This window comes from Paenirhodobacter populi, assembly GCF_004022215.1.
Lineage (GTDB): Bacteria > Pseudomonadota > Alphaproteobacteria > Rhodobacterales > Rhodobacteraceae > Rhodobacter > Rhodobacter populi.
In genome coordinates this window covers 18,475-45,072 of the sequence record NZ_SAUZ01000012.1, presented here as the reverse complement: position 1 = coordinate 45,072, position 26,598 = coordinate 18,475, and the positions used below count along the sequence as shown (strand labels likewise).

Here is a 26,598-nt window from a genome sequence, read left to right as displayed (position 1 = left end):
CGAAGGGCGGGCCAGAAGTTCAACCGACCAGTTCGGCCCGGATCGGATCATAGGCATAGACCCAGGCCGGATCCTCGGGTTCCTTGAGCCAGGTATTCGCGTTCGAGATCGTCTGCACTTTGGTCGCGCGCTCGCGCCGGGTGCGTTCGTAGATCCCGAACGCGGTCTTGTAATCCGCCTCACCCGTCAGCGAAAGCGCCCGGGTCAGGATCGTCGCATCCTCGATCGCCATGCCAGCGCCCTGCGCCATGTGCGGGCGCATCGGATGGCAGGCGTCGCCCAGCATCACCAACCGGCCACGGCTCCACAGCGGCATCGGATCGCGGTTCCAGAACGGCCATTTCGTGACCTCGGTCGTGGCGTCGATCAGCCCCTTGACCATCGGATGGGCGTTGTCGCCAAAGATCGCCTCCATCTCCTCGCGCGAGCTGTCGACATAGCTGCTCTCGTGGTTCCAGCCATCGACCGGAACGCCGGTAACGTAATAATATTCCGAGCCGTCGTTCTTCGTCGCATAGGCCATGATGTGGCGCGAATGTTCCCACCACCACTTGACACAACGTTCGTATTCAAGCCCCGTCGCCCGCAGCTTGTCCATGTCCACCAGCGCCCGATGCCCGACCCATCCGGAAAAACGCGGACGCTCCGGCCCGAGCAGCTTTTCGCGGATCACCGAGCCGATGCCGTCCGCCCCGACCACCAGTTTCGCTGACACCTGCCGGCCGTTCGCAAAGCTGAGCAGCACGTCGTCGTCGCGCTCTTCCAGATCCGTCAGACGATAGCCGAAATGCAGTGTCTCGGGCGGCAGGACCGACAATTGCGTAACGTGCATGTCGCCGCGATGAATGGTGATATAGGGCGCACCGTATTCCTTCACCGCGAAATCGCCCAGCTCGATGCGGGACAGATATTCGCCGCTCCGCCCATCGCGCGAGAACCAGTGCGAGGGATGCGAGCCGATCTCGGCCAGCCGGTCCTCAAGCCCGAGGGAGCGGAAGATCTTCATCACGTTCGGGCCGATATGGATGCCGGCACCGACACGCTGGAATTCATCCGCCTGCTCAAAGCTATGGACCGAAAAGCCCGCATTACGCAAAAGCGCCGCCGCCGCCGCGCCGCCCAACCCGGCGCCGATAACGGCAATGTCTACCGTTTCAATATCCGTCATGTCCGACTTCCTTGTTCGAGATGAATTATCATTAGCACACAAATGATATCGCGCATTGAAAAATGCATTTCAGCAGCATATTTTGCATGTACACGAACAAAAAACGAGCAGGCAGAGCGGCATGTGATGCGGATTGCCTGCAAAGTGATCCGTCCATGATCAGCGGCCCGCCGCAACTTCGGCCGCTGGCGTGTCACTCCAGGCGGGCAGATCCGGCACATAGCGCGCCCGCAGCCAGGTGATCAGCTCATCGGTCTGGGCCGGGCTGAACTGGCCCTCAAAGCTCGGCATGTCCCGCAGCGGCAGATCGAGCGGCGCGGCGATCCCTTCGCGCAGCAGGGTGCGCAACGGTCCCGATTCCGGCGCCCGCAGCACCATGGATTTCGCAAGCGGCACCTGCGCGGCGGTGAAGCCATCGGCGAGGCCCGGCTCATGGCAGCTTGCGCAGGCAGCACGGAACAGGCGCGCGCCTTCGCCCACCGGCGGCGTCGCGACCGGCGCCGAAACGGGCGCCGCCACCGGACCGGGTTCCGCCAGCGTGGCAAGATAGGTGGCCATCGCCGCGATATCGGCATCGGGCAGCCCTTGGGCGCTGTGGATGACCTCGACCATCGGGCCTGCCGCGCTGGCGATGCCGGGGGCATGACCATCGCGCAGATAGGCGTAAAGCGTATCGCGGGTCCAGCCCCGGGCTCCGGCTGCGGCGCCGGCCAGAGGCGGAGCCCACCAGCCATCGACCATCGCCCCCGTCAGCGCCGCAGCGCCGCCCTTCTCGGCGCCCAGCGCGTTGCGGGGACTATGGCAGGCGCTGCAATGCCCGGCCCCTTCGACCAGGTAGCGCCCCCGGTTCCAGTCATCCGACCGCGCCGGATCGGGGCTGAACGGCCGCGCGTCGTGAAACAGCAGGTTCCAGCCGGCATTCACGGCGCGCAGATTGACCGGCGCCAGCATGGCGGCCTGCGGTGTGGGGGCCGAGATCGGCGTCAGCGTCTGCAGATAGGCATACAGCGCCATCATGTCGCCCTCGTCGATCTTGGCGAAGGCGGTGTAGGGAAAGACCGGATACAGGTTCTTGCCGTCACGGCTGATGCCGTGGCGCATGGCGCGATCGAAAGCTGCATAGGACCAGTTGCCCAGTCCGGTTTCCGGATCGGCGGTCAGATTGGTCGAATAGACCGTGCCGAACGGCGTTTCCATCGCCCGGCCGCCGGTATTCGGCAAACCTCCCGGCGCGGTATGGCACACCGTGCAATCACCTGCGGCAAAGACCTGTCGACCGCGCTCGATCGTCTCGGCAGAGAAGGTCTCGGCCGCGGGCGCACGGCTCGCCGGAATGACGGAATGGATCGGCAGGGACACCGCGCCGAGTGTCAGTGCCCCGCCGATCGCCCCGAAGGCCGCCGCGAGCCGGCCGCGCCCGAAAAGCCGGGCGAGCCGGCCGGGCGCCCCATCTGGCGGAGGCGGCAAAGCGACACCCCCTTGTTGCGCGGCAAGGGCGCTGCGGATCTTTTCGGGGGTAAAGGGTGCCTCGCGCAGCCGCACCCCCGTTGCATCGAAGATCGCATTGGCGATGGCCGCGGCGGCAGGCACCGCAGCGCTTTCCCCGACACCAAGCGCCGGGTCGCCCGGCCGCTCGACCAGCATGGTCGCGATCTCGGGCACCTCGTCGAAGGTTTGAATCGGATACCCCGCCCAGCTTTTCGGCAGAGGCGCGATGGAATCGAACGTCACCTCTTCGCGCAGTGTCCGGCTTGCGGTCTGAATGACATTGCCGCGGATCTGCGCGAGCACGCCGTCCGGGTTGATGACCAGCCCCTGATCCTGCCCGACGAAAACCCGCGACAGGGTGACCTCGCCGGTTTCGGTATCCACCGCGACGTCACAGACCCAGGCTGAGGACGCTGCCGCAGTGCCGGGGAATGTGCCATGGACGTAGGTCGCATAGGCAAAGCCCTGACCATAGGCCATTCGGCCTTCGCGCCGCATCCGAGGCCCGGTCCGCTCGGCCCAGCCGCCCTCTTCCGCGGTGCGAAGGACCAGTTCACGCACGCGCGGATCATCGAGATGGCGCAGCCGGAAGGCGACGGGGTCCTCGCCCGCCTCGAAGGCCAGTTCATCGACGAAGCTTTCATGCGCAAAGGTGTTCGGCAGGGCCGATACCCCGCGCATCCACGCCGCCCGCACGATCGGCGCCATATCGTGCACAGTGATGTGCTTGTTCGGAATACGGTAGGGCGGAATGATCGTGCGATCACCCATGTCGGCGGGGCGCGGCTCGGGCGTGATCAGCCCGGTCAGCAGGAGCGCGAGGTTCGGACCGCGGTTCGAGGGATACCAGCTGTCGAGACGGTAAGCGCCGATATCGCCATCTGCGGCGATACCGCCCGACACCTCCATCAGCTGCGCCGCGCCTTTGGGTTCCCACAGATGTTCCTGTTCGCGGGTCAGTTGCACCCGCACCGGTACCCCTACCGCCCGCGCCATCAGCAGGGCATCACCGCAGACATCATCGGCGCAATTACGCCCGTAACAGCCTGCCGCCTGCAGACGGCGCACATCGATCACTTCAGGGGGAAGGCCCAGAAGCTGGGCCATGTCAGCGCGCAGCATGTGCGGGTTCTGCGTCCCGCTCCACAAAATCGGGGCGCCGCCGTTCCAGTCGGCCACCGCGCAGGACGGCCCGATCGAGCCGTGTTCGTGATAGGGCCAGACGTAATGCCGTTCGAGCCGGATGCCACAGTCCGCGATCGCCCGATCGAAATCGCCCGTCGTGTCGAGCACCCGCGGCGTCGAGGGAAAGGTCTTGATCGCATGGCGCAGATCGCCCATCGGCGGCAGGTTCGGCGGCTGGCGCCAGTGGACGGGCAAGGCCTCGGCGATGGCGCGGGCCTGATGCTCGGTCTGCGCGACGACGCCGAGGAAATCCGCCTCGCGCACCACCGCGACAAAGCCGGGCATGTCGCGCACCGCCGCCTCGTCGTAGCCGATCAGGCTGTGGCCGATGAAGGGGCCGCTGTCGCGCCCGGCATAGGGCGGGCGCACCACATGACCATGCAGCATCCCGGGCACGCGCACATCCTGGATGTAACCGAAGCGGCCAGTCACCTTGTCGGGCAGGTCGATACGCCCGGTGCGGCGCCCGACGATGCGATAGTCCGACGGGTCCTTCACCGGCACATCCGGATCAAGCCGCATCACTACGTCGAGCCCCGCCACAAGTGCGCCGTAGGTTATCTCGTCAGTCTCCGACCGCACGACCCCCGCATGCACCTCGAGCCGCGCGGCATCGGCATTGAGCATCTGCGCCGCGCGCCCGATCAGGAACAGCCGCAGTTGTGCCGCCGCCCGGCGCAGCGGATGCGCCGCAACCTGGATCGTCTCCGAGGCGATGGTCGGCCCCTGATCCGGCGTCAGTCGGGTATCGCCCAGCACTACCTGCACCTGATCGAGCGTCAGATCCAACTCCTCCGCGACGATCTGGCTGAGTGCCGTGCTGATGCCGGTGCCCAGATCGACATGGCCGTTGAAGGCCGTCGCGGTGCCCGTCTCATCGATCTGGACGAAGGTCGCCTCGACGCCTTTGACGATGTCGCGCACCGAAATCATGCCGGGCGCCGGCTCGTGCACGGGCTCAGGCATTGGGCTTGTCCTGCGCGATCAGCGCCGAGGCCCGCTCGACCGAGGCGATGATCTCCACATGGGTGCCACACCGGCACAGGTTGTCACGCAGTGCCTCGCGGATACGGGCGCGGTCGGGAGCAGGCTCACGCGCGAGCAATGCCACCGCAGTCATCACCATGCCGTTCAAGCAATAGCCGCATTGTGCACCCTGCATCTCGATGAAGGCACGCTGCACGGGATGCAGTGCCCCGGTATCCGGATCGGCCAGACCTTCAAGCGTGGTCACGCGCCGCCCCGAAACCCGCGCCGCGCGCAGGACACAAGACCGCGCCGGTGCGCCATCGACCAGCACCGTGCAGGCACCGCATTGCGCCATCCCGCAGCCATACTTTGGCCCGTTGAGCCCGAAATCGCTGCGCAATACATCAAGAAGCGTCCGTTCCGCCGCCGCATCAAGGGAGACTTCAGCCCCGTTGAGTGTGAATCGTAACCGGGTATCCACTGTCTGCCGCATCCTTGCGCCGATCCTTGCCTGAATGCCTCCGGACCGAGCCGGTCGGGTCTGTCATCGGGATGCCCCGATCCAATTCGGGGAATTGAGTGCACACAAATGATTTTTGACAGTTACATCTTATCTGCGGGCCAGACGCTGAATTTGTAACGTGAAAACGTCACTTGTGCACAAATGATGGCCGAAGTCGAAATTCACCCCCGGCAGGCATTGACCCTGCCGTTCCCGCTTTCCATTGTCGGCCCGAAGCGGGCTCGCCCATGCAAGCCCGGCCGCCACGAACACAACCTCAACCCGACGGAGAAACGCATGGCGTCCGATCTGGCATCGCAGGACTACCGGCTCGACGAACAGGTCGGGTTTCTCTTGCGCAAGGCCAACCAGCGCCATCTGACGATCCTGTCGGGCATGATGCCGGGAGGGCTGACATCGATGCAGTTCTCGACGCTTTACCGGCTGGCAACGGAACCCGGCCCGGTTTCGCAAAACGCGCTTGGCCGGATGGTGGCCATGGATGCGGCCACGACCAAGGGCGTCGTCGCCCGGTTGCAGGCCCGCAACCTGATCCGCACCGAACCCGACCCTACCGACAAGCGCCGATACACTCTTTCGACCACCGAAGAAGGGCGCGCGCTACTCGCCGGTATCCTGCCAGTGATGAGGGAAATCACCCGCGAGACGCTCGCCCCGCTCAGCCCCACGGAACAGGAAACACTGGTGCGGCTTCTGAAGAAGATTTCCTGATCCAGCCGGGACCGCCCACAAGAAGGCCCGAGCCTCCATGACCGATACGCCTGCAAAGCCCCCTCAGGATCCGTTGGCAGAGCCGCGCCGCCGGCCCGGCCGCCCGAAGGATGCCGGTGATCTGCGCGATTTGATTCTGGATCAGGCCGAATTGGCCTTTGCCGAGACCGGCTTCGCCGGCGCGCGCACCCGCGACATCGCCGAGCGGGCGGGTGTCAATCAGGCGCTGATCCGCTACTATTTTGGTTCCAAGGAAGAACTGTTCGACGAGGTGTTCCGCCGCCGCGGGGGGCTGATCTCGGCGCGTCGGCATGAATTTCTTGATGAACTCCTCATGGCTACACCCGCGCCCACGGTCGAACAGGTGCTGCATGCCTATCTGCTGCCGCAATGGGCGATGAAATACAGCGGTGCGAACGGCGCCGCCTTCGTGCGGCTGCAGGCGCGCCTGCATTCCGAACCCGAGGAACACGCGCTGCGCCTGCGCCGCGAGGTCTATGATTCCTCGGTGCATCGCTACGTGGAGGTGCTCAGCCGCTGCCTGCCCGGTATTCCCCGCGACAGGGTCAGCATCCGCTTTTCCTTCCTCGTCGGCACCTACATGTTCATGCTCAACGATCTGGGCCGATTGGGCGACATCACCGAAGGCCATGTCGTCGATCTGGGCAAGGACCGGATGCTTGAAGAACTCGTCGCCTTTTTGGCGGCCGGGATGCGCGCGAGCTGAATATTTGTGCACCTATGATGTATCCGGCGGAAATCTTTTTTCGCATGCAGGTTCCGGATTGCAATTATTCAGGTGATTAAATTACCGCAGAAGCATGCAGAAGCGGGAATATTCATGAAGACCTATCGAATCGGCCAGATCGTCCCCAGCTCGAACGTCACTATGGAGACCGAGATCCCGGCGCTCCTGCGCCTGCGCGAGACGGTCGCGCCCGAACGGTTCACCTTCCACGCGGCGCGGATGCGGATGAAGCACGTGACGAAGGAAGAGCTGTCGTCGATGGATGCCGCCTCGGACCGCTGCGCACTGGAACTGTCGGACGCCAAAGTCGACGTGATGGGGTATGCCTGCCTCGTTGCGATCATGTCGATGGGGCTCGGCTATCACCGTGCCTCGCAGGAGCGGCTGACCGGGGTGGTGCGCGGTAACGGCTCCGATGGGGCGGTGGTCAATTCCGCCGGCGCGCTGATCGAGGCACTCAAGGCGATGGGCGCGAAAAAGATCGCCGTCGTCGCACCCTACATGAAGCCGCTCGCACAGATGGTCTTCGACTACATCGCGCATGAGGGATTCGAGGTGGTGGACAGCCGTGCGCTGGAAATCCAGGACAATCTGGCAGTTGCAGCGCATGACCCGATGAACCTGCCCGGCATCGTCAGAACGATGAACTTTGCCGAAGCGGATGTGATCGTGCTGTCGGCCTGTGTGCAGATGCCGTCATTGCCCGCGGTTGCGACGGTCGAGGCGATCACCGGCAAGCCAGTGCTGACCGCCGCCATCGCGACAACCTGGTCGATGCTGAACGCGCTCGGCCTGCCGACCCGTGTGCCGGGCGGCGGCGCGCTGTTGTCGGGCGCTTACTGAGGAGACGATGATGCAAGGCTACAACATCCACGCGAACGGTATCCGCCAGCACCTGATCCGCTACCCCGGACAGGGACCCGAGCTGCTGCTGATACCCGGCATCACCTCGCCCGCGATCACCTGGGGCTTCGTCGGCGAACGGCTGGCCGAAGGGTTCGACGTCCACATCCTCGATGTGCGGGGCCGCGGACTGAGCGAGGCTGGCGACCTCGACTATACACTCGATGCTATGGCCGATGACGTGATCGCACTGGCCGAGCGGATGAACCGTCCCGTCGTGCTGGGACATTCGATGGGCGCCCGCACCGCGATCCGCGCGGCGCGAAAGACGCCGGAGCCGATCTCGGGGCTGATCCTCGTCGATCCACCGATGTCGGGACCGGGGCGACGCTCCTACCCGGCGAACTGGCCCTGGTATGGCGACTCGATCCGCGTCGCCCAGAAGGGCTGCGGCGTCGAGGAGATGCGCAGGTTCTGCCCGACCTGGACCGAGGAACAGGTCGCCCTGCGCGCGGAATGGCTGCACACCTGCCAATGGGGGGCGATCCGCATCGCCTTCGACGGCTTTGCCACCGATGATATCCATGCCGACATGCCGCAGATCCGGCTGCCTGCCCGTCTTGTCATCGCGGGCGGCGCGACGGTGGTTCTGCCGGAAGACGCCGACGAGATGAAATCCCTCATGCCCCAGCTGGAGATCCGCAAGGTCGAAGGCGCGGGCCACATGATCCCGTGGGACGACCTTGAGGGATTCCTCGCCGCCGTCCTGGATTTCACCGCCTGAACCGACAATCGCCGCCGTTCGGGCGGCTCTGACAGGGAAACAGAAATGGACCACGCAAGTTTCACGGAAATCTGCCTGCACCAGCTCAAGATGTCAGGGGTGCACGAGGGCGAAAAGCTGATCGTGCTGACCCAGGGCAACGACCGGCTCGACTATGCAGATGCATTCATGGCGGCAGGACAACGTCTGGGCGCGAAAATGTATCACATGCGCCTGCCCGCGCCGCTGCCCACGGCGGGCTGGTCGGTCGGCGTCACCGGCCTTGCGGCCATGCCGGACGCGGTCGAGGCGCTGAAAAACTGCGACATGCTTATCGACTGCATCTTCCTGCTGTTCTCGCCCGAGCAGTTCGCAATTCAGGCGGCCGGGACCCGGATCCTGACGGCGGTCGAGCCGCCCGCCCTTCTGGCGCGGATGCTGCCCTATCCCGAACTGCGCGAAAAGGTCGAGATCGCGGCCGCGATGCTCGACAAGGCCAAGGTGATGCGCATCACCTCGCCGCACGGCACCGACGTGACCTACAAGCTCAATACCTATCCGACGGTGCCGGAATACGCCTGCACCGACACCCCCGGCCGCTGGGATCACTGGCCCTCGGGGTTCGTCTTCACGGGCGGGGACGACGACGGGGTCGACGGCCAGATCGTCGTCGCGCCGGGCGACATCCTGTTGCCGCAGAACATCTACGTGCGCGAGCCGATCACCTATACGATCGAAAAGGGCTGGGTGACCGACATCCGCGGCGGGCTCGATGCGGAACTGGTGAAATCCTACATGGCCGCCTTCAACGACAAGCGCGGCTTCGGGATGAGCCACGTCGGCTGGGGCATGAACCCGAATGCGAAGTGGCACAATTTCGTCCCCGGCGAATTCCCCGGCGGCATGGGCATGGAGCCGCGCAGCTTCTACGGCAACGTGATGTTCTCGACCGGGCCGAACAACGAACTGGGCGGGCCGAACGACACGCCCTGTCATCTCGATATCCCGATGCGCAACTGCTCGCTTTTCCTCGATGACGAGCCGGTGGTCATCGACGGCGACATCGTCGTCAAAGACATCCAGATGGACCGCGCCTGATTTCCCCTGACTGTTCCCGCGCCGCCCGGCGCGGGACCTTTTCCATCTACCGAGGAACAGTCATGTCCCAGGAACAGACCTATGCCGCCGCGGGCTTCGGACAATCGGTGCCGCGCGGCACCCGGCCGGCGATCATCGTCGTCGACTTTTCTTATGGCTTCACCGACCTGCAATACCCAACCGCCTCGGACGCTTCCGTTCAGATGGCCAACACCCGGCGGATCTGCGACGCGCTGCGTTCACGCGGCTTTCCGGTGATCTTCTCGACCATCGCCTATCACCCGGGAGAAATCGACAAGCTGCCCTGGCTGAAGAAGGCGGCGGGTATGGCCGCGCTGATCGAGGGCACCCGCCTCGTCGAGATCGACGCCGCGACCGGCATCCGGCCCGAGGATGTGGTGGTGACGAAAAAGGGGGCCTCGTCGTTCTTCGGCTCGACCCTCGCCGCGCTGCTGACCGGCGCGGGAGTGGATACGCTCATCGTTACGGGGGCAACAACTTCGGGCTGCGTGCGGGCGACGGTGGTCGATGCGGTGCAATCGGGGTTCAACGTGCTGGTGCCGCGCGACGGCTGCGCGGATCGTGCGGCGGCCCCGCATGAGGCGAACCTGTACGACATGAACCAGAAATACGCCGATGTCACCGACACGGCCGAAATCCTGAACTGGATCGAAACGCTCGCGCCGCGGGCGTGATGGCGCCAAGGGACTGGAGGTCCGCATGAGCTATTTTCCAAGCTGGCCACGCGCGAGCACACCGGCGGTCATGCCTGACGAGCGCCTGTCCTGGGGTGCGACGATCCCGATGGGCATCCAGCATCTGGTGGCGATGTCGGGTTCGACCATCCTTGGGCCGCTGTTGATGGGGTTCGATCCGAATCTCGCGATCCTGTTTTCGGGGATCGGGACCTTGATCTTCTTCGTGCTCACCGCCGGGCGGGTGCCAAGCTATCTCGGCTCGTCCTTCTCGTTCATCGCGGTGGTGATCGCTGTGACGGGGTATGCGGGAACCGGCGTGAACACCAATATCGGGCCGGCGCTTGGCGGGATCATCGCCGCCGGCGCGCTTTACGTGCTGATCGGGCTTGTCGTTACCGCAACCGGCACCGGCTGGATCGAAAAGCTGATGCCCCCCGCCGTGACCGGCGCCATCGGCGCGGCGATCGGGCTGAACCTTGCCCCCGTCGCGGTGCAGGGCAGCCAGGGCACCGGACCGCATGTCTTCGTCGCGATGCTGACGCTGCTGGCGGTCGCTGTCGTCTCGACCTACGCACCAACAGTACTGCGGCGGATCTCGATCCTGATCGGGATCGCGGTCGGCTATGTCGCGGTGCTGATCCTCGGCAATGGCATGGGCCTTCTGCCGCCAATCGACTTCGGCGCGCTGGCGGTCGCACCGTGGTTCGGGATGCCGACTTTCCACAGCCCCGAGTTCAACCTGACCGCGATGTCGCTCATCGCGCCGGTGGCGATCATCCTCGTCGCCGAAAACCTCGGCCATATCAAGGCGATCAGCGCCATGACCGGCGAAAACATGGACCGCTACATCGGACGTGGCTTCATCGGCGATGGGATCGCGACGATGGTCTCTGGCTCGGGCGGCGGAACGGGCGTCACCACCTATGTGGAAAACATGGGGGTGATGGCGGTGACGCGCGTGTTCTCGACGCTGGTCTTCGTGGTGGCGGCGCTGGTGGCGATCCTGCTTGGTTTTTCACCCAAGTTCGGCGCCCTGCTGCACACTATCCCGGCCCCGGTGCTGGGCGGACTGGCGGTCGCGGTCTTCGGGCTGATCGCCGCGGCGATGATCCGGCTCTTCGTCGACAATCACGTCGACTTCTCGGAGCCGCGCAACCTGTTCACGGTGGGGATCACACTGGTCTTCGGTTCCGGCAGCTTCACCCTCAGCTTCGGCAGCTTCGTTCTCGGCGGCATCGGCACGGCGACCTTCGCGGCGCTGATCGTCTACCAGCTTCTCAGCATCGGGCGGGACAAGGCATGACCCGCCCCGCCATGAGGAAGGTTGCGCGATGTTCTGGCTGACACGCGACGGATCCGGGCTGGTGCCCGATCCGCTCACCGCCATCGTGTCGCCACGACCGATCGCCTGGGTCACCAGCCACGACGGCAAGGGGGGCCACAATCTTGCGCCCTACTCCTTCTTCAACGCGGTGGCCTATGCACCACCTCAACTGGTGCTTGCCTCGATCGGTGGCAAGCCCGACCGCGCGTTCGGCAAGGACAGCCTTGCGAACATCCTTGAAACCGGCGTCTTCTGTGTCAACATTGCCGGATACGAGGATCGTGAAGCGCTCAATGCCTCGTCGGCCGCCTTCCCGCGCGACACCGATGAGGCCGCGCATCTCGGCCTGCCGACAGCCCCCTGCCGGGCGATCGACGGAGTGCGGCTGGCCGATGCGCCCGCAGCGCTCGAATGTGTGCTGACGCAGCACATCGTGCTTGAGGGTGCGGACAACCATCTTGTCGTCGCGCGGATCGAGGCGTTTCATCTGCGGGACGACTGCATCACCGAAGAAGGCCGTTTCGATGTTACCCGATACCGGCCGCTGACCCGCCTCGGCTATTCGGATTTCGCGTCAATCGACAGCGTTTTCCGGATGAAGCGGCCGAAACTCTAAACGGAAGGATCAAGGAAAGGCTTCGTCATGGCCACGGCATCGCATTCCACCCCCGAGACCCGCAAACCGCGTCCGGATGCGCCGGTGGTGATCCGGGCCGCCGACCTGCCGCTCAATGCGGTGGAAAAACCGGTAGCGCTTGCGGTTATCCGTGAGGTCGCGGGACCATCCTATCGCCCCGCAGGAGCGGCAATGGTGTTGGGCGCAGACGGAACGGTGGCAGGAAACCTGTCCTCGGGTTGTATCGACGCCGACATCGCCCTGCATGCGCAGGAGGTCGCGGCGACGGGAGGCTGGAAAGTGTTGCGCTACGGCCGCGGCTCGGCCTTCATGGATCTGCAACTGCCCTGCGGCGGCGGTCTCGAGGTGCTGATCGTGCCGGTACGGCGTCCGCTCGGGAAGTTGCTGGAAGCTCTCGAGGCCCGGACCCCGCTCGATCTGCGGTTGACGCCGGAAGGCCCCGTATCCAACGCATCTGCGGACCTCGAATGTCTGATGCACCTGCATGTCGAACCCGATATCCGCTTTGCCGTCTTCGGCAAGGGCCCGGAGGCGCGGGCCTTCGCACAGATGACGGCGGGGGCCGGCTACGACACGCTTCTGGTAACCACCGAGAACGAGATGCCCGCCCCCGTGGCCCGGCTGCAACTGCGGCCGCTGCGGCCGGGGGCCGTGACATTCGATCAGGACCCGAACACTGCGGTAGTGCTGTTCTTCCACGACCATGACCTGGAACCCGGGATCCTGCGGGCAGCGCTTGCGGGTCCCGCCTTCTACATCGGCGCACAGGGTAGCCGCCGCACTGCCGAACGCCGGATCGCCGGGCTGCGCGCTACGGGCATGACCGAAGCGGACTGCCTGCGGCTGCGCGGCCCCATCGGTCTCATCCCATCGACGCGCGACCCCCGTACGCTGGCGGTTTCGGTGTTGGCCGAAGTCTTGGCCGAGGCGGTGGGACGATCGGGAACCTGCGGACTCTGAGTGCGGATCGGACCACATCAGGAAACCAGGTGCTTCTACCGGCATTGATGATGGGTTGGGTGTCGATCCGGTCCGGCGGTGGTGTATCGAGGCCTGTCAGTGTCCTCACGCAAACGCACTGCAGGGAGATTCCGCGCGTCGGCGCAATAGCGATAATGAGAAGACCCGGATCAGTGGCATCAGCGCCTCGACCGGCTTCTGTGTCGGGTGCGTGAACTGACTGAACAGCGTCGAGCCGATGCCGATGATGACGGCGAGCACCAGGACCTTGATGCCGCTGGAAATCACGTTGCCAAGCACACGCTCAGCTATGAAGGCGATCTTGCCGAAGAAGGGAATCAGCACAAAGCCGGCGGGCGTGCTCCACTTGAACTCGATCAGCGTCACGAAGAACTGGATCGCCAGAATGAAGAAGGCGGGGATGACCAGTGCCCAGGCAAACAAAAGGTAGACGATCTGGATCAGGTTCTCGAAGACTGCGATCCAGGCCATCAGGGGCGACATCGCGTCGAGCAAGGGACGCGCGCCACCTAGGCCGTCCGCGCGCATCACAGGAAGAACCGGCTGAACGGCGCGTGGCGGCCGAAGTCGCTTCTGTCGGGTCTGGTGTTCTGCAGCTGCTGCGGTGGCCCCTACTCGCTGCGCGGCGCAGACCGCTTCGCCTGCTCGAACCATATCGGCGAGGGCACCTGCACCAACAGCCTCGGCATTGCGCGCGAGGAGCTGGAGAGCCGCGTGCTGGCCGGCCTCAAGGACCGGATGATGACGCCCGAGGTCGCGGCCGAGGCGATGCGCGCCTATGCCGAGGAGACCAACCGGCTGCTCGAACGGCGACGCATGGAAGGCGGAACTGGTGAAGGTCGAGAAGCAGATCAGGGGTATCATCGAGGCGATCAAGGCCGGCATGTTCCATGAGAGCATGAAGGGCGAGATGATGGCGCTGGAAGAGCGCAAGAAGGAACTGGCGGAGCTTTTGGCCGATGGGCCGGATGATGGGCCGGACATCCTGCCGAGCGCATCGGCGGTCTATGCGAAGAAGGTCACGGTTCTCGTCGGAGCGCTGGCCCGACCCGACGAACGGCCGCAGGCAGCAGAAGCCTTGCGGATGCTGATCGAGAAGATCGTGCTGACGCTGGGGCCGGAACGCGGGGAAATCTACGCCACATTGCATGGCGAGTTACGCACGATCCTCGAATGGACCGAGCGGCAAGCGATTGGAAAGACGTCCAAAACGACAAAACCCGCCGCTGGTGCGACGGGAATGTCTGAATCGGTGGTTGCGGGGGTACGCAACCATCTAAAATTGCGACTTAGCCCCAATTATCACTCCATGCTGCTCCAGATGGAAATAGCAGCTCCTGGCGGAGTATTGCGCATAGCAGTGTAGGGTAACCCGTAAACCCAGCTTCTATGCCTTAGACGACAGCGCGTCACCAGACGAGCCGGCCGGAAAGATGTCTATCTCGTCCTCGTCGTGATCTGGGCCCACCAATGACTGAGGAAGAACTACGAACGGCTATTCGCACGGCGATGGAGTACGCCAGAGCTAGTCGGACATCTTCATCGGCGCCCCGGAACTCGCTGCAGGTGTATTAAACTGGCAAGCCAACGGCAGCTGCAGTTTTCTCCGTAATTCTTTAGCGTGACGCCGTCATCTTAAGCCTGTTTTTTCATCACATGCCCACAATATCCTCACCCGCATCTCAATAGATCGATCATTCACGGTCTACTGCCATTTTTCCGTGGCCAACTGGTATACCGGTCTGCCAGATATTTTTCATGACGAACTCACATCAATTCCAGCGAGAGCGTGCCTACGCTCTGCTCATCGACCTGATCTTCTCCTCGGGCTTCGACCCCTCGGAACCGCTGTCCGAGCGTGGCTTGGCCGAACAGTTCAGTATAGGCCGGATGCCGGTGCGCGAAGCGTTGCGCCAGCTCGAGCAAGAAGGCGTCGTTGAGGTTCGCCCCGCTCGTGGCACCTTCGTGCGCACCCTCATCTCAGACGACATCGTCCATATCTACAGAGTGCGCGAGGTGCTTGAATGCGCCGCAGCCGCCGACGCGGCCGCCCGAGCCATGCAGCGCTCTTTCGCTAATATCGGTACGAAGTTAAGGGTTATGTTACATGCACGAGGCAGCTTCAGCCCGGCGGAAATCGATGACGCGGGCGAAGAATTTCACGAAGAACTGGTCAACGCCGCAGGCAACCCCGCGCTCGCGGAAGCGATCCGGCTCTTCCGCAACCGCTTCCGCCTTGCCTTCAGCCTGCCTCGATATTTCTCCGATCAGCAAATCGTCGAGACGCTGCAGGAGCATATCAGCGTCTATGAGGCGGTGGAGGCCCGGGACGCCCCCCTTGCCGCCGAGCGCATGCGCGAGCATCTGGCCCGCGGGCTGAAGCTGAGATTAGCCCTCGAGGCGCAAAAACACGGTGCCGAGGCCGGGTCAAAAGACACGAACAGTGGAGTGGAAACCAAATCATGAACGCAAAATTCATCCTCGCCGCCCTCGCGGTTACCGGAGCCTTCTCCTCCGGATCGAACGCCGGCACGCTTGACAATGTAAAAGCTCAGGGCGTCGTAAAATGCGCGGTCAACGGCGCGCGGCCGGGTTTTTCATCGGTCACCGCGGAAGGTAAATGGGAGGGCCTTGACGTCGACACCTGCCGCGCCGTCGCCGCCGCCGTCTTCGGCGATGCGTCGAAAGTGCAGTTCCTTAAGACCACCAACCAGACGCGACTGACCGCGCTGCAGACCGGCGAGGTCGACATGACCGCGGCCAATACCACCTGGACGCGCGCCCGCGACACCGATCTTGGGCTCGATTTCGTGGCCCCCACCTTTTACGACGGTCAGGGCCTGATGGTCGCCAAAGCGCTCGGCGTTTCGAGCGTCAAAGACCTTGACAGCGCCACCGTCTGCGTGCGCCCCGGTTCGACCTCTGAACGGGTGATCGCCGATATTCAGCGGAAATACAGCATCGCGCTGAAGCCGGTCGTTTTGGAAGACCAGAACGAGATCAACACCGCCTTCTTTGGCGGTCGTTGCGACGTCTCGGTCCAATCCTCAGCCGGGCTCAGCTCGATCCGCGCTTCGGTCGCGCCGAACCCTGATGATTACGTGATCCTGCCCGAGCTTTTTGGCAAAGACCCGGAGGGCCCAATCGTGCGCCAGGATGACGGACAATGGCGCGACATCGTTCAATGGACGGTCTTCACACTGTTCCAGGCGGAAGAAAGCGGCGTCACCTCGGCCAATGTCGACGACCTGCGCCAGTCCAGCGACGATCCCGCCATCCGACGTCTGCTTGGCGTTGACGATGCTGGCGGCGAAGGCCTCGGACTGTCGAAAGACTGGGCCTATAACGTCATCAAACAGGTCGGCAACTACGGCGAGTTCTTCGATCGCAATGTGGGCAAGGACTCGCCTCTGAAGCTCGAACGCGGTCTCAATGCGATCTACACGGACGGAGGCCTGCTTTACGCCCCGCCGCTCTGATTTCCTGACAAACCCGCCAGGTCTGCCCGCCCCGGCGGGCAGATCATTCTATTCGCAAAGGCCCGACAGATGCCCCCACAAGCTTCTCCCCCTCGTTTCGCCCGTTTGATGGAGGGCGGAGTGCGTGCGCTTCTTTGGCAAATCGCACTGGTCGCCACCGTGATCTGGATGATTGTCTGGATGGGCCTGAATGCACGCGCGGCACTTGAAGCGCAAGGTATGACCTCGGGCTTCGGCTTTCTGACCACCTCGACGTCCTTTTCGATGGGCGCGGGCTTTTTCAATTTCACGCCCTCGGACAGCTATCTGAAGGCGTTTGCCGTCGGTGTCGGCAATACGCTGGTGATGTCGGCTGCATCGATCGTCACCGCCACCCTTCTGGGTGGGGTAATCGGCGCGATGTCCCTCGCGAAGAACCCGATCCCAAGCGGCGTCGCGCAGGCCTACGTCTACCTGTTCCGCAACACGCCGCAGCTGCTTCAGATCGTGTTCTGGTACACCGCTTTTGCCGCCATGCCCGTCGCGCGTGAGGCGATCTCTTTGGGCGGGGCGGCTTTCGTCTCGAACCGCGGGCTGACCGTACCCGCCCCGATCGATGGGAAAACCGCCGGACTGAGCGCGCTTGCCCTGATACTCGGTCTTCTCGCCCTGCTGATTCTCCGCCACACCGCCCGCAGCTTCGCCCCCGAAGCCCGCTGGCCCAAAAGCGTGATCGTCGCGGCGCTTTGCGCGCTCGGCCCGCCCCTCGCCGTCTGGGCCCTTCGCGGGGCACCGATGGAATGGAGCATACCCTCTCTTGGCCGCTTTAACTTCTCGGGCGGCGTCACTCTACCGCCAGAGTTCACCGCTATTTATTTCGGCCTCTCCTTCTATATCGCCGCCTTCATCGCGGAAATCGTTCGCGGCGGCATTCAGGGCGTCGACGCCGGGCAAATTGAGGCTGCGCGCACCATCGGCCTGACGGAGAGCCAGACGATGTTCCGGATCATCGTCCCGCAGGCGCTGCGCATGATCATCCCGCCCCTGACCGCGCAGTTCATCAGCTTGTTAAAGAATTCGTCGCTTGGCGTGGCGGTGGGTTATCCAGAACTGTTCAGCATCTCAAACACCGCCCTCACCTATAGCGGCCGCACGATCGAGGTGCTGACCATCATGGCACTGATCTATCTGGCGCTCTCGCTCGCCATCGGCGCCGCGGGTGCAGCCTTCAACCGTTTCGTCCAATATCCGTCGCGGTGATCTCGATGACCCATATTCTGACCTCTGGAATCGAGCTTCCCGCAAGCGACGCCATCCGCCCTCCCCCCGCGCAAGAAAATCGCGTAAGGGCGCTGACCGGCGCGCTTTTCGGTTCCACTTTCTCGACGCTCATCACTCTGATCGGCGGCGCGCTGCTGCTGGTTTTCGCCTGGTTCGCATTGAAATGGGCGATTGTCGACGCGGTCTGGACCGCGCCCGGGGGTTCTGCCGCCTGTGCCAAGCCAGGCGCAGGCGCCTGCTGGGCGGTGATCGGCGCGAAATATCCGGTCATCCTGTTTGGCGCTTTTCCCTATGCTGAACAATGGCGCGGCGTGGTTCTGATCGCGCTTTGGCTGGTCTGGGCGGGCGTCTCCATCTTTCGCCGCGTGCCGGCGTTGACGAAGATCATCGGCTGGATCGCGATCTTCATCGTCTCGATCATTCTGATGCGAGGCGGCATCTTTGGCATGACCTACGTGGGCACAGATCAATGGGGCGGGCTTCCGCTCAGCTTCATGATCTTTGGTGGCACCATAGCGGGCGGGCTGCCGCTCGGCATCCTTCTGGCCCTTGGACGTCGCTCCCGACTGCCGATCTTTTCGGCGCTTTGCACTGCGGTCATCGAGGTGACACGCGGTTTCCCGCTGCTGGTGGTGCTGTTCTTTGCGGCTCTCATCATGCCGCTGTTCCTGCCCCCGCAATTGAACGTCGACAAACTCGTGCGCGCCGAGATCGGCATGATCATCTTCTTTGCAGCCTATGCTGCCGAAACCATCCGTGGCGGGCTGCAGACCTTGCCGCTCGGTCAGGATGAAGCTGCGCAGGCGCTCGGGCTTAGCTATCGCCAACGGCTGCTGAAGGTGATCTTGCCGCAGGCCATCGCCTCCGCCCTGCCCTCGCTGTTCAACGACATCGTGCGGTCTTTCAAGAACACCACCTTCTTCGCCATTCTTGGCCTATGGGATATCCTTGGAGCGACGAAAAGCGCGCTTCAGGACCCCGAATGGGTGAAATACTCGATCGAAGGTTATCTCTTCGTCTTCCTCCTTTACTTCGTGATCTGCTCGGGGCTGTCGCTTTATGGACGTTCTCTTGAGCGAGAAAGCTTGTCGCGCCTCAGGAGGGCAGGAAAATGACAACGCAACCTCAGTCCACCGCCGCCATGCCTGAACCTGCTATTGTCATCCGGCATCTGAACAAATGGTATGGTCAACATCACGCATTGCGCGACGTTTCTTTGAGGCTCGGCGCAGGGGAAAAGATCGTCCTGTGCGGCCCTTCGGGATCGGGAAAATCTACGCTGATCCGATGCATTAACGGGCTTGAAAGCTTCGCGGAGGGATCGCTCGAAGTAGGTGGTGTCGCGCTTGACGGCTCCTCCGCGCACCTGCGCGAGATCCGGCGGATGACCGGCATGGTGTTTCAACACTTCAATCTGTTTCCGCATATGACCGTACTGGAAAACCTCACCCTCGGGCCGCGCAGCGTCCTGCGCGAATCCGAAATCGAGGCCAGCGCACGCGCCCGCGCGTTGCTGGAGCGCGTCCGGCTTGGCGATCAGGCTCTTAAGTATCCAGGCCAGCTTTCGGGCGGGCAGCAGCAGCGCGTGGCGATCGCGCGCACACTGATGATGCGGCCTCAGGTGATCCTGTTCGATGAGCCCACTTCGGCGCTTGATCCCGAGATGGTGCAAGAAGTACTTGAGGTGATGGAGGAGCTGGCGAGCGACGGTCAATCCATGATCGTCGTCACCCATGAGATGACATTCGCGCGCAATGTCGCCGATCTGGTCGTCTTCATGGATAAGGGGCAGATCCTCGAAGCCGCGCCGCCAGAGGTGTTCTTCACCACGCCTCACACCGAACGCGCGCGTAATTTTGTGCGCCAGATTGGCCATGCGGCCTGACTAACGGAAAGAACTGATCTGATATGACAGTCGAAATTGACCTGATCTCTGACACCTCAACCCGCCCGGGCGCAGAGATGCTGGCGGCGATGTGTGCGGCAGAAACCGGTGACGAACAGCGTTATGAAGACCCCACCACCTTAGCGTTGGAGATTCGCGCGGCGGAGCTTTTGGGCCAAGAAAAGGCGCTGTTCCTGCCCTCAGGCACGATGTGCAACCAGATCTCTTTCCTGGTGCATTGTCGGCCGGGCGACGAGATCATCTGCGCCGACAGCGCGCACGTATTCGGCTCTGAGGGCGCGGGGGCGGCGGCGTTGGCCGGTGCGCAGTTCCGCCCGATCTCCAGTTCAACGGGTATTTTCACCGCCGATGATGCTCTACCGCTGATCCGCGAGCCACGTCACCGCTCGCCCCGCAGCCGGGTGATCGAGGTCGAGCAAACCACGAACCGCGGTGGCGGACGCGTCTGGCCCGTGGCCGCACTTCAAGACCTCGCTACTCTTGCACATGAGCGCGACATGGCGCTTCACATGGATGGAGCGCGTTTGTTCAACGCTTCGGTGTCAGCAGGCCTGCCTGCGCGCGCCTTCGCAAGCCTGTGCGACAGCGTCTGGGTCGACCTCTCAAAAGGTCTTGGCTGTCCCTTTGGCGCAGTGCTTGCCGGGTCAGAGGACTTCATTGCCGAAGCCCTGATCTGGAAGCACCGCCTGGGCGGCGCCATGCGCCAATCCGGCTTCATGGCGGCCGCTGGCCTCTTCGCCTTCGACCACAATATCGAACGCCTCGCCGACGATCACCGTAACGCCGAGCATTTCGCAACGGTCCTGCGGGACGTGAGCGGATTGAAGGTCACGCCAGAGAGCGGTTTCACGAATATCGTGTTCCTTGACCTTTCCGAGCTTGACGTGACGGCCCCGACCTTTGCTGCCGCCCTTCTGGAGAGCGGCGTCCGGGTCAATGTCGAAGGCCCGAAACGCATCCGTGTCGTGACCCATCTCGATGTCAGCACTGCCCAGGTCGCCCGCGCTGCAGATCTCGCACGGGAAACGCTGCTAAGACTTATCCGGTAAAATTCGCGCCAGATCCGGGCCGCATGCCGTGTCAGGCTGGATGCCACTCCGCGGGAGCGCCGGACGCTGCGACCGTCGACCCGGGTCTGGACGAGCCAGATTTGCAACGGCAGCGCAGTCGCTGCGGAGGCCACGGGCAAAAGAGGCGATCATGCTGTCTTCCGCCTCGTCGAGCCAGTCGGCCAGGACATCCTTGCGGCCGTTGCGCACCATGTCCGTGAACCGGCCGGTGAGCACTCGGGCGGCGGCCAAGGCCGGTAACGCCGCTTCGATCCGCGCGACCTGAACCGCATCGGCTCTGGAGAGGTGATCCCGACCAATGGTCAGGAGCCGCGCAATCCTGCGCGCGGGCGGTGACTTGCCAGCCCGGTTTGAGCCGCGGTTGTCAGCTTGGCATGGCCGAGCAGAACCTGGAAAAGCTGTCGCCCTGTGTCCGGGGCCGTCACCGCCCGCCCACAATTGGCCCCGCGAACTCGTCGCCAACTGGTCCTTGTGCCGTTGCGTCAACCGCATAACGTGAGAGCCGCGAAGGGTTTCGCGTTTCATAAAATCACGGAGCAAAAATGATGGGTGATCCGCAACAGGATTTCTCCCAGGGGGCGGCTTATGTCGATGGCCGTTACCTGCCACTGAACCAGGCAGGCATCCCTCTGAGCGACTTCGGTTTTACCAAGTCGGATGTCACATATGACGTGGTTCATGTCCACAAGGGCGGCTTCTTCCGGCTGGGCGACCATATGGCCCGGTTCGCGGAATCGATGCGCGGCTACCGAATGCAGCCGACCGAGACGCTGGACCAGATGCGCGAGATCGCGGCGCGCTGCGTCGTGCTAAGCGGCATGAAGGACGCCTGCGTCAGCTTTGCCGCCACCCGCGGCGCGCCCACAAAACCAGGCTGGCGGCGCCCAGATCAGTGCCGCAACACCTTCATGTGCTGGGTCTGGCCCTGGCCCGAGGTGATCACCCCCGAGCTCGCCGACAAGGGCGCGAGCCTGATGATCTCGTCCATCGTCCGCTTCCCCGAGGCCTCGATCAACCCGACGTGGAAGAACTTCCAGTGGCGCGATCTGTCGAACAGCCTGTGGGAGGCGCTCGACAACGGTTACGATCAGGCGATCCTGCTCGACTATGACGGCTACGTCACCGAGGGGCCGGGCTACAACATCTTCGTCGTCAAAGGCGACAGGCTGCTGACCCCGGACCGCGGCGCGCTCAAGGGCGTCACGGCGCGGTCCGTGATCGATCTCGCCCCCGAGCTTGGCATGACCGCGGATTACGCCCCCCTGACCAAGAAGGACCTGCTCGAGGCTGACGAGGTGTTTCTGTCGACCACCGCCTTCGGGATCATGCCGGTGTCGCGCGTCGATGATCATGTGATGGCGAACGGCATCACCGGCCCCGTTTCCCGCAAGGTGATGGACACTTACTGGCGCAAGAAGGACGAAGGCTGGCTGATCACGCCCATCAACTATGCGGATACGGAAAACCCACTGAAGACCGCCGCCTGAGGCCGGCGCGTGGAGGGCCGTCGCAAGAGGCCCTCCGTCCGCACCGCCGCCGGCGGAGCGCACCGAAAAACGAAAAACACAACCAACGGGGATTGAACGATGACCGACAGTATCGAAAGACGCAGTTCGCCGGTTCGCGCCACGCGGCGCAGGTTTCTCGAGGTCTCGGCGGCTTCAGCGGCACTTCTGGCCACGCCCTGGGTGCGCCGGGCCGAAGCCGCGACAATTCAGATGCGGGCGCTGATGTGGGGCAGCTACCTGATGCCCGACGTCATCGCCGAATACGAGAAGACCTATGACGTGTCCTTCTCGCCGACCTTCTTCGACGGTAATTCCGAGGCCTACAACAAGTTGCGCGTCGGCGGCACCCGGGATTTCGACCTCGTACAGGCCGATGGCTTCTGGCCTTCGCTCTATTATCGCGAAGGGCTTATCCGCGCCTTCGACTATGCCGCGATCAGGAATACCGCGCATTACTACCCGGCCTTTCAGCCAAGCAATTTCAGGCTTCTGGTCGATGCGCCGACGGGCGCCACTTTCGGCGTGCCCTATTGCTGGGGTGGCTACGGGATCACCTACAACATGTCGCGCGTCGATCCGGAAAAGGTGCAAAGTCTCGAGATCCTGTTCGCCCCGGAGATGGCGGGCCAGCTGCTGACCTCGGCGCGCTTCGAGGAGAACATCGCCGTCACCGGCATCCTCGTCAGTGCCGAGATGGGCACCCAGACCGCGCCGCGCCCGGATGGCAAGCCCTTCAACCCCTATGTCCTGACCGACGAGGAACTGGCCGAGGTCGAAAGGCGCCTGATCGCACAGAAGTCGCTGTTGCTGACGCGCTATCCCGACAACCAGACCCTTGCCAGCCTGCTGCAGGCGGGCGCGGCCACCACGGCGGCCGAATTCTCGCAATCCTACCGCAAGCTGAATCAGATGAACGCCGCCGGCGAGATCCCCGATAAGTTCGGCCACGTGCTGCGCCCGAAGGAAGGTGCGCTCGGCTGGATCGACACCTGGCTGATCAGTTCGGGGGTGCAGGACGGGCCCAGGCTCGACGCCGCGATGGGCTTCATCGACATGATGATCTCGCCCGAGCTGATGGCCAAGCTCGCGCGCGAGGCAGGGTCGTGCTCGACCATCGACTGGCGTGCCGACGCCTCCGATCTCGAAAAGGAGCTGTTCCTGATGGACCGTTCCGACGACATCGCCAGCATGCACCAGTTCGACCAGCCGTCGTCCCCGGAAAAGTGGGAACGGGTGTGGTCGAACATGCAGGCTGCCTGAGCTTTCCGCCCGGGATCCCGGGCGGAGTTCCCTTCACGGGGTCCGCCGCAGGGCGGCAGGGCCGGAAAAGGACCGCAAATGTATATCGAAATCGACGGCATATCCAAAACCTACGGTCGCCGCGTCAAAGCGCTTGATGACATCAACATGGCGATCGACAAGCACGAGTTCATTTCCCTGCTCGGGCCCTCGGGATCTGGCAAGACGACGCTTCTGCGCATCATCGCCGGGCTCGAGACACCCAGCGCCGGGCGGGTCCTGATCGACGGCAAGGACGTTACCGGCCAGCCGCCGCACCAGCGCGGGGTGGCGATGGTATTTCAGGAATTCCTCCTGTTCCCGCACCGTACCGTGGTCGAGAACCTTTCCTTCCCGCTGCGCATGCTGCACCTCGAGCGCGGGGAGATCGCCCGCCGCGTCGGCTGGGCGCTCGAGATCCTGTCGTTGACGGGGCTCGAGAACCGCTACCCGCGTGAGCTGTCGGGCGGTCAGCAGCAGCGCGTGGCGCTCGGCCGCGGGCTGGTGGCGAGCCCCAAGCTCCTGCTTCTCGATGAGCCGCTCGCCAACCTCGACCGCGAATTGCGACAGGAAATGGAGATCGAGATCCGCCGCTATCAGAAGGAACTCGGGATCCCCTTCATCTACGTCACCCACAATCAGGAAGAGGCGCTGAGCATGAGCGACCGGATCGCGGTGATGAGCATGGGCGATGTCGAGGACTTCGCCGAGCGAACCATCGTCTACAACCATCCGAAGACGCCTTTCATCGCCCGTTTCGTCGGACGCTCGAACGCCTTTCACGGTCGGGTCCGATCGGTTTCCTCCACCGCAATGGTGGTGGATTGCAACGGCATCGCGGTGCAGGCCTCCAACGTGGGTGCCCGGCCCGGCGACGAAGTCGATCTCTATATCAAGAACGAGAAGATATCCCTCCTTCGCGGCACGGCGGCGGGAGAGAACGCGCCCGCCTGCACGGTGCGCGACGTGATCCTGCGTGGCAATTTCACCGAATATCTGCTCGCGGCCGCGAACGGTCAGATGCTGGTGGCGGGGCTGCCGGCGGGGGCGGAAACCTTCCTGCCCGGCGAGGACGTCACCGCCGTCTGGGACGAGGCGGCCGTGGATGCCTTCGTGCGGAGGCTGCAATGACGCTCGAAAACACCGATATTCAGGTCGTGAACGCCCCGGCCGCACGCCGCACGGGACTCAGCCGTCGCCAGATCGCCCTTCTGATGCAGGCGCCCTCGGTGGCGCTGATCGGCATGTTCTTCGTCCTGCCGATCTTGTCGATCATCGTGCTCGCCTTCTGGCGAACCGAGAGCTATCAAATCATTCCCGATTTCACCCTGTCAAACTTTAGCGCAGTGCTGTTCGAGGGCGCATATCTAACCTTCTTCCTGCGCTCCTTTATCACTGCGGTGGCGGTTTCGGCGGTTTCGGTGATCCTCGCCTGGCCGATCGCATATTTCATCGTGCGGGTCAGTGGCCGGTGGGCGTTGCTCTTGGGCATGCTCTTCGCGCTGCCGTTCTTTACCGGTGAGGTGATCCGGCTGATCGCCTTGCAAGGCTTGCTCGGGCCCGTGGGGCTGATCAATTCGATGATGATGTGGATGGGGCTACAGCCGATCCGTGCGCTGATCTTCACTCCCATCGCCAGCGCCATTGGCATCTTCTATCTCTACCTGCCGACGGCGGTGACGGCACTATGCCTCTCGCTCGTCAACTTCGACTTCCGGCTTGCGGATGCGGCGCGGACCTTTGGAGCCGGTCCGGTGCGCACCTTCCTCGAGGTGACATGGCCGCTCAACCTCGTCGGAACGCTCGTCGGGTTCATCCTGTGTTTCGTGCCGGCGCTGTCCTCGGCACTGGCGCCCCGGTTCCTGGGCGGACCTAATGGCACGCTGTTCGGGATGTCGCTTGCCCAGCAGTTCGGCGATACCGGAACCTGGTCGCTGGGCGCGGCGATGGGGGTGTTCCTGTTCGCGGCGACACTTCTGATGGTCTTCATGCTCAGCCGTGCGGTCAATCCGCAGCGCAGCGGCTTTTCCGGCGGCACCGCCGAAAGGGAGGGTCGCTGAGATGCGCTGGCCTTCGCTTGCCCCTTCGCTGTGGATCGGCTTCACCGCGGCCCTGCTGTGCGCGACCTATGCGTTCCTCTACGTACCCATCGTACATGTCGCGCTGGCTTCAGTCTCAACCAACACGATGTGGCCCTATCCGCCGCGTTGGAGCACCGCAGCCTATACCGCACTGATCCATAACCGGGTCTATCTCGAAGCGCTGATGAACAGCGCGATCATCGGGCTGGCCACGGCCGTGCTGTCCACTGCGTTCGCCACTGCGGCGATCTTCGGGTTGATGCGCTATCCCGGGCGCCACCGGGGCAAATTGTTGCTGCTCTATCTTGCGCCCTTGTTCGTAGCGGACATCGTGCTCGGCATCTCGACGATGGTGTTCACCAACCTGTTCATGGGCATCGGCGGCAATCTGGCGGTGGCGATCCTTGCCAATGCGGTGCGCTGCTTCACCTATGCCTTCCTCATCATCGCGGTCCAACTCTATCGCTACGACTGGCGACTGAACGATGCCGCCATGGTCTTCGGCGCCACGCCGGTACAGGCCTTCCGCGAGGTGACGCTGCCGCTGGCTGCGCCCGCCTTGTTCAGCGCGTCGCTCTCGACCTTCATTCTGTCGTTCAACAACCTCGAGATCTCCTTCTACCTGCTGGGCGCCACGCCCACCCTGCCGGCCGTGGCCTGGGGCACGCTGCGCTACGGCATCCGCCCCGAGCTGTTCGCCGTCACCACCCTGATCAACCTCGCAGTGATCCTTGGTTTTGCGGCCATCCTGATCAGCCTCAAGGTCGGCCGCCACCGCCGGCTCACGCAGGCCGAGGAGGTGCGCGGCCTGACCTGAGCCGCGTGGCGCCTGCGACTTTCCATGATGACCGAAATCGCGGCATCAAGGGCAGTGCGTGGG

Annotated in this window: 25 protein-coding genes and 2 pseudogenes; 22 read left to right on the top strand and 5 right to left on the bottom strand. The window is 63.6% G+C overall.

Annotation, left to right across the window (positions count from 1 at the left end):
- Positions 1–19: 19 nt before the first annotated feature.
- From D2T30_RS11120 to D2T30_RS11110, 3 genes are all read right to left on the bottom strand, one after another.
- A complete protein-coding gene (locus D2T30_RS11120; protein ID WP_128208925.1) occupies positions 20–1,168 on the bottom strand; it encodes an FAD-dependent monooxygenase in 1,149 nt (382 codons plus the stop codon).
- 159 nt (positions 1,169–1,327) lie between these two features.
- Positions 1,328–4,807, bottom strand: a complete 3,480-nt coding sequence (locus D2T30_RS11115; RefSeq protein ID WP_128208924.1) for a molybdopterin cofactor-binding domain-containing protein — start codon at positions 4,805–4,807, stop codon at positions 1,328–1,330.
- Entirely contained in the window at positions 4,800–5,303 is a 504-nt protein-coding gene (locus D2T30_RS11110) for a (2Fe-2S)-binding protein (RefSeq protein WP_128208923.1), read from the bottom strand. The genes D2T30_RS11115 and D2T30_RS11110 overlap by 8 nt, the downstream gene beginning before the upstream one ends.
- 306 nt (positions 5,304–5,609) lie before the next feature.
- Here D2T30_RS11110 and D2T30_RS11105 point away from each other — a divergent pair, with 306 nt between their 5' ends.
- The 9 genes from D2T30_RS11105 to D2T30_RS11065 all read left to right on the top strand — a co-directional run bounded on the left by D2T30_RS11105 (position 5,610) and on the right by D2T30_RS11065 (position 13,115).
- Entirely contained in the window at positions 5,610–6,044 is a 435-nt protein-coding gene (locus D2T30_RS11105) for a MarR family winged helix-turn-helix transcriptional regulator (RefSeq protein ID WP_128181738.1), read from the top strand.
- Between the two features lie 37 nt (positions 6,045–6,081).
- Positions 6,082–6,771, top strand: a complete 690-nt coding sequence (locus tag D2T30_RS11100) for a TetR/AcrR family transcriptional regulator (protein WP_128181740.1) — start codon at positions 6,082–6,084, stop codon at positions 6,769–6,771.
- Between the two features lie 114 nt (positions 6,772–6,885).
- Positions 6,886–7,635 (top strand): maleate cis-trans isomerase family protein, encoded by a 750-nt coding sequence (locus tag D2T30_RS11095; protein WP_449295449.1) that lies wholly within the window; start codon positions 6,886–6,888, stop codon positions 7,633–7,635.
- Positions 7,636–7,645: 10 nt separating this feature from the next.
- The gene (locus tag D2T30_RS11090; RefSeq protein ID WP_277749557.1) at positions 7,646–8,419 is read left to right on the top strand and encodes an alpha/beta fold hydrolase; all 774 of its coding nucleotides are present in this window, start codon (positions 7,646–7,648) and stop codon (positions 8,417–8,419) included.
- 45 nt (positions 8,420–8,464) lie between these two features.
- The gene (locus D2T30_RS11085; protein ID WP_128208921.1) at positions 8,465–9,496 is read left to right on the top strand and encodes a M29 family metallopeptidase; all 1,032 of its coding nucleotides are present in this window, start codon (positions 8,465–8,467) and stop codon (positions 9,494–9,496) included.
- Positions 9,497–9,558: 62 nt separating this feature from the next.
- A complete protein-coding gene (locus D2T30_RS11080) occupies positions 9,559–10,191 on the top strand; it encodes an isochorismatase family protein (RefSeq protein ID WP_128208920.1) in 633 nt (210 codons plus the stop codon).
- A gap of 25 nt (positions 10,192–10,216) precedes the next feature.
- A complete protein-coding gene (locus D2T30_RS11075) occupies positions 10,217–11,497 on the top strand; it encodes a solute carrier family 23 protein (protein ID WP_128181748.1) in 1,281 nt (426 codons plus the stop codon).
- Between the two features lie 28 nt (positions 11,498–11,525).
- Positions 11,526–12,134: a flavin reductase family protein gene (locus tag D2T30_RS11070; protein ID WP_128208919.1), complete on the top strand. Its 609-nt coding sequence runs from the start codon at positions 11,526–11,528 to the stop codon at positions 12,132–12,134.
- A gap of 27 nt (positions 12,135–12,161) precedes the next feature.
- Positions 12,162–13,115 carry an XdhC family protein gene (locus D2T30_RS11065; protein WP_128208918.1) on the top strand — a complete coding sequence of 318 codons (954 nt, stop codon included), beginning with the start codon at positions 12,162–12,164 and terminating at the stop codon, positions 13,113–13,115.
- 105 nt (positions 13,116–13,220) lie between these two features.
- On the opposite strand, the pseudogene D2T30_RS11060 reads toward D2T30_RS11065, so the two are convergent.
- Positions 13,221–13,703 (bottom strand): annotated as a pseudogene (locus D2T30_RS11060) (type IV secretion system protein); the annotation flags it as partial.
- 18 nt (positions 13,704–13,721) lie between these two features.
- Between D2T30_RS11060 and D2T30_RS24100 the strand changes: the two are divergent.
- The 8 genes from D2T30_RS24100 (at position 13,722) to D2T30_RS11025 (ending at position 20,830) form a co-directional block, all read left to right on the top strand.
- Entirely contained in the window at positions 13,722–14,030 is a 309-nt protein-coding gene (locus D2T30_RS24100) for a recombinase zinc ribbon domain-containing protein (RefSeq protein ID WP_206612920.1), read from the top strand.
- Positions 13,969–14,502, top strand: a complete 534-nt coding sequence (locus D2T30_RS11055; RefSeq protein WP_206612919.1) for a hypothetical protein — start codon at positions 13,969–13,971, stop codon at positions 14,500–14,502. Before D2T30_RS24100 ends, D2T30_RS11055 begins: the two co-directional genes overlap by 62 nt.
- A gap of 392 nt (positions 14,503–14,894) precedes the next feature.
- Entirely contained in the window at positions 14,895–15,602 is a 708-nt protein-coding gene (locus D2T30_RS11050) for a GntR family transcriptional regulator (protein ID WP_128208917.1), read from the top strand.
- Positions 15,599–16,615, top strand: a complete 1,017-nt coding sequence (locus tag D2T30_RS11045) for an amino acid ABC transporter substrate-binding protein (RefSeq protein ID WP_128208916.1) — start codon at positions 15,599–15,601, stop codon at positions 16,613–16,615. Before D2T30_RS11050 ends, D2T30_RS11045 begins: the two co-directional genes overlap by 4 nt.
- A gap of 120 nt (positions 16,616–16,735) precedes the next feature.
- Positions 16,736–17,854, top strand: a complete 1,119-nt coding sequence (locus D2T30_RS11040; protein WP_164884284.1) for an amino acid ABC transporter permease — start codon at positions 16,736–16,738, stop codon at positions 17,852–17,854.
- Between the two features lie 5 nt (positions 17,855–17,859).
- On the top strand, positions 17,860–18,990 hold the full coding sequence (locus tag D2T30_RS11035; RefSeq protein ID WP_128208914.1) for an amino acid ABC transporter permease: 1,131 nt from the start codon (positions 17,860–17,862) through the stop codon (positions 18,988–18,990).
- Positions 18,987–19,760 (top strand): amino acid ABC transporter ATP-binding protein, encoded by a 774-nt coding sequence (locus D2T30_RS11030; RefSeq protein ID WP_277749556.1) that lies wholly within the window; start codon positions 18,987–18,989, stop codon positions 19,758–19,760. The genes D2T30_RS11035 and D2T30_RS11030 overlap by 4 nt, the downstream gene beginning before the upstream one ends.
- A gap of 23 nt (positions 19,761–19,783) precedes the next feature.
- Positions 19,784–20,830 (top strand): threonine aldolase family protein, encoded by a 1,047-nt coding sequence (locus tag D2T30_RS11025; RefSeq protein WP_128208913.1) that lies wholly within the window; start codon positions 19,784–19,786, stop codon positions 20,828–20,830.
- A gap of 90 nt (positions 20,831–20,920) precedes the next feature.
- On the opposite strand, the pseudogene D2T30_RS24320 reads toward D2T30_RS11025, so the two are convergent.
- Positions 20,921–21,202 (bottom strand): annotated as a pseudogene (locus D2T30_RS24320) (ISL3 family transposase); the annotation flags it as partial.
- Between the two features lie 194 nt (positions 21,203–21,396).
- Here D2T30_RS24320 and D2T30_RS11015 point away from each other — a divergent pair.
- From D2T30_RS11015 to D2T30_RS10995, 5 genes are all read left to right on the top strand, one after another.
- On the top strand, positions 21,397–22,338 hold the full coding sequence (locus tag D2T30_RS11015; protein ID WP_128186278.1) for an aminotransferase class IV: 942 nt from the start codon (positions 21,397–21,399) through the stop codon (positions 22,336–22,338).
- A gap of 99 nt (positions 22,339–22,437) precedes the next feature.
- Positions 22,438–23,619 (top strand): ABC transporter substrate-binding protein, encoded by a 1,182-nt coding sequence (locus D2T30_RS11010; RefSeq protein ID WP_128208912.1) that lies wholly within the window; start codon positions 22,438–22,440, stop codon positions 23,617–23,619.
- A gap of 78 nt (positions 23,620–23,697) precedes the next feature.
- Positions 23,698–24,768: an ABC transporter ATP-binding protein gene (locus tag D2T30_RS11005; protein ID WP_128208911.1), complete on the top strand. Its 1,071-nt coding sequence runs from the start codon at positions 23,698–23,700 to the stop codon at positions 24,766–24,768.
- A 98-nt stretch (positions 24,769–24,866) separates the two neighbouring features.
- Positions 24,867–25,697: an ABC transporter permease gene (locus tag D2T30_RS11000; RefSeq protein ID WP_206612918.1), complete on the top strand. Its 831-nt coding sequence runs from the start codon at positions 24,867–24,869 to the stop codon at positions 25,695–25,697.
- 1 nt (position 25,698) lies between these two features.
- Complete coding sequence (locus tag D2T30_RS10995; protein WP_128208910.1) at positions 25,699–26,535, top strand: ABC transporter permease; 837 nt, start codon at positions 25,699–25,701, stop codon at positions 26,533–26,535.
- Positions 26,536–26,598: the final 63 nt, after the last annotated feature.

Bases quoted from the DNA above. Each gene is read 5' to 3' on its own strand.
- D2T30_RS11050 (WP_128208917.1), top strand. From the start codon at position 14,895: ATGACGAACTCACATCAATTCCAGCGAGAGCGTGCCTACGCTCTGCTC.
- D2T30_RS11080 (WP_128208920.1), top strand. From the start codon at position 9,559: ATGTCCCAGGAACAGACCTATGCCGCCGCGGGCTTCGGACAATCGGTG.
- D2T30_RS11015 (WP_128186278.1), top strand. From the start codon at position 21,397: ATGGGTGATCCGCAACAGGATTTCTCCCAGGGGGCGGCTTATGTCGAT.
- D2T30_RS10995 (WP_128208910.1), top strand. From the start codon at position 25,699: ATGCGCTGGCCTTCGCTTGCCCCTTCGCTGTGGATCGGCTTCACCGCG.
- D2T30_RS11010 (WP_128208912.1), top strand. From the start codon at position 22,438: ATGACCGACAGTATCGAAAGACGCAGTTCGCCGGTTCGCGCCACGCGG.
- D2T30_RS11035 (WP_128208914.1), top strand. From the start codon at position 17,860: ATGACCCATATTCTGACCTCTGGAATCGAGCTTCCCGCAAGCGACGCC.
- D2T30_RS11105 (WP_128181738.1), top strand. From the start codon at position 5,610: ATGGCGTCCGATCTGGCATCGCAGGACTACCGGCTCGACGAACAGGTC.
- D2T30_RS11075 (WP_128181748.1), top strand. From the start codon at position 10,217: ATGAGCTATTTTCCAAGCTGGCCACGCGCGAGCACACCGGCGGTCATG.
- D2T30_RS11085 (WP_128208921.1), top strand. From the start codon at position 8,465: ATGGACCACGCAAGTTTCACGGAAATCTGCCTGCACCAGCTCAAGATG.
- D2T30_RS11070 (WP_128208919.1), top strand. From the start codon at position 11,526: ATGTTCTGGCTGACACGCGACGGATCCGGGCTGGTGCCCGATCCGCTC.
- D2T30_RS11065 (WP_128208918.1), top strand. From the start codon at position 12,162: ATGGCCACGGCATCGCATTCCACCCCCGAGACCCGCAAACCGCGTCCG.
- D2T30_RS11110 (WP_128208923.1), bottom strand. From the start codon at position 5,303: ATGCGGCAGACAGTGGATACCCGGTTACGATTCACACTCAACGGGGCT.
- D2T30_RS11030 (WP_277749556.1), top strand. From the start codon at position 18,987: ATGACAACGCAACCTCAGTCCACCGCCGCCATGCCTGAACCTGCTATT.
- D2T30_RS11025 (WP_128208913.1), top strand. From the start codon at position 19,784: ATGACAGTCGAAATTGACCTGATCTCTGACACCTCAACCCGCCCGGGC.
- D2T30_RS11115 (WP_128208924.1), bottom strand. From the start codon at position 4,807: ATGCCTGAGCCCGTGCACGAGCCGGCGCCCGGCATGATTTCGGTGCGC.
- D2T30_RS11120 (WP_128208925.1), bottom strand. From the start codon at position 1,168: ATGACGGATATTGAAACGGTAGACATTGCCGTTATCGGCGCCGGGTTG.
- D2T30_RS11045 (WP_128208916.1), top strand. From the start codon at position 15,599: ATGAACGCAAAATTCATCCTCGCCGCCCTCGCGGTTACCGGAGCCTTC.
- D2T30_RS11095 (WP_449295449.1), top strand. From the start codon at position 6,886: ATGAAGACCTATCGAATCGGCCAGATCGTCCCCAGCTCGAACGTCACT.
- D2T30_RS11090 (WP_277749557.1), top strand. From the start codon at position 7,646: ATGCAAGGCTACAACATCCACGCGAACGGTATCCGCCAGCACCTGATC.
- D2T30_RS11100 (WP_128181740.1), top strand. From the start codon at position 6,082: ATGACCGATACGCCTGCAAAGCCCCCTCAGGATCCGTTGGCAGAGCCG.
- D2T30_RS11005 (WP_128208911.1), top strand. From the start codon at position 23,698: ATGTATATCGAAATCGACGGCATATCCAAAACCTACGGTCGCCGCGTC.